Origin of the sequence: Massilia sp. TSP1-1-2 (assembly GCF_049896185.1) — a bacterium.
Taxonomy (GTDB): domain Bacteria; phylum Pseudomonadota; class Gammaproteobacteria; order Burkholderiales; family Burkholderiaceae_D; genus Telluria_A.
The window spans coordinates 1-721 of record NZ_JAFCTU010000171.1 but is presented as its reverse complement, the minus strand read 5'-3'; the positions used below and the strand labels follow the sequence as shown (position 1 = coordinate 721).

Genomic DNA, 721 nt, shown 5'->3' with positions numbered 1-721 from the left:
CCGTCGTCGTCACGCTGGCCGCATTGATGTCGCTGTTAGGCGCAATATTGGCCAGGCGTTCCTTGAGCTGGACGGTTGCAAACGGCTGGTACACCAGCTTGTCGGCGGTCAGGCTTGCCGTGGCCAGCGGCGCATCGGCGAGCCCACCGACGATGGCGAACGGCGCCTGCGCGCTGCCGGCCTGGCGGCCCTGCTGGTCAAATAGCGTGGCCACCACGTAGTAGCCGGGCGCCGCCGCGTAAGCTGCGCTGCTCCAGTAAGCGTCAAGCTTGATGCTGGCGCCCGCCGCCAGGGCGCTGAAGGGTTGCTCGGCCAGGGTGGCCAGTACCGTTCGGTCCGGTCCGTACACCGCCAGTGTGACCCGTCCTGCCGTCAGCGCGCCACCCGTATTGGTGACCTGGCCGGTGATGTCGACCATGCTGTGCGCCGCATAGGCCGGCTTGTCGGTGGTCACGCCCAGGTCGAGGAAGCTCGACGCCTTGACGCTCGGCACATCGATCGGCGCGGTGACCGTGCCGCCGGTGAATGAATTCTTGAACGTCATGTGGGCCTCGCGCGACACGGCACGGGTTTCGTCGAGCGCCATGTCGACCAGACTGAGGTCGAAATTGAGTGAGCGAGCGGCGCTTGTCACGCCAGTCATGTGCCATTGGTAGGTGGCCGAGCCGTCCGGATTGGCCGTGCTGACGAGCGGCGCCAGGTCAGGATTGCTCATCTTGAC

The 721-nt window shown here is 66.2% G+C and carries 1 pseudogene; it reads right to left on the bottom strand.

The window, feature by feature from the left end:
• Positions 1-721 (bottom strand): annotated as a pseudogene (locus tag ACP7BV_RS27540) (carboxypeptidase regulatory-like domain-containing protein); the annotation flags it as partial.